1 protein-coding gene and 1 pseudogene are annotated in these 1228 nt (G+C 28.5%); both read left to right on the forward strand.

Annotated features, from left to right (window positions below):
- Positions 1-429 (forward strand): annotated as a pseudogene (locus tag GQX97_RS12255) (hypothetical protein); the annotation flags it as partial.
- Positions 430-575: 146 nt separating this feature from the next.
- A partial coding sequence (locus tag GQX97_RS12260; RefSeq protein ID WP_157152211.1) for a toxin A occupies positions 576-1228 on the forward strand: 653 nt, incomplete at its 3' end.

Here is a 1228-nt window from a genome sequence, read left to right on the forward strand (position 1 = left end):
AATGCTGGTAATGTAAAAGTTGTAGAAAAAACAGAAATTACAGATCAAACTACATTAGAAACTACTACTACTTCTGGAGCAAAAAGTTCATTAGTACAAATTATTCCTTATATCGAGCTTCCTATTGGTACTGCTTTCAAACCTGTTGATTGGTTTGAGTTTAGAGCTGGTGTTAGCTATAGATTAGGATTTGCTATGACTACTGGTTCATATGAAGCATTAACTGGCGGAAAATATAAAACTTTCAATTATAATAATGGCTTTGAATCTACAATGAACTTATATACTGGTATGGGCTTCATAGTTGGTGAAGATTTCTTTATTGACTTATACTTGGCTGCTCGTGCAGGTAATACTGCTACTACTACTCCATCACCAAGTTTATTGGGTATAGATTCTTGGGGAGCTCAGCTTTCTTATAGACTATAAGACATTATCTTTTTTCAATTTTTCTGCTAAATAAATGTATTAAAAGGGATAGGTTTTTTAAAAACTTATCCCCCATTTTTTTAACAAATATGCAATTTTTTCTAATATATTATATAATATACATATAATATTTTTTAGTTTTGTAAATGAAGTTAATAAAGTTTTTAATTGTTATATATTTAATTATTACATCAATAGTGTATGCCCAAACCAATATACAGCCAGGGCTTTATATTAGAGGTGATTTAGATGGATACTTTTTTCCATATTTAGACGGMGGAGGACAGTTATCTCTATACTATAGATTTATTACAGATGTTTTTCCTGGTTATATATGGGAGGGAGTAAGAACAGATATTGGTATAAGCGACCATTTAGATGCTGAGAGAAATAAACTTAAAGTATATATAGACTCTTCTATTTCAAAATATTTTAATATAAATGTAAGTGCTTCTTTAGTTAATTATTATACTGCAGGAAAAAGAGGTTTTGTTAACTTTGACAGTCCAAATATTGCAGTTGATACTAATGCTATAAATAAAGCATTAAAAACAGATAATATATCCTTTGAAGCTGAAGCAACTCCTACTTTTATAGTTCCTTTGTTTAATAATTTATTTGATGGTACAGGTTTAATAATACAAGCAGGTTTGACATTCAAATATGCATATATTAATAATGGAAAATATTATTTAGATTATGAACTTCTTCTTGTACGTGAACAAAATGATATATCTTATAAGCTTGACAGTATGATATTATTTGATTTGTATCCGCTTTCAGTAGGAATTAACTATAT

This window comes from Brachyspira sp. SAP_772, from assembly GCF_009755885.1.
Taxonomy (GTDB): Bacteria; Spirochaetota; Brachyspiria; order Brachyspirales; family Brachyspiraceae; genus Brachyspira.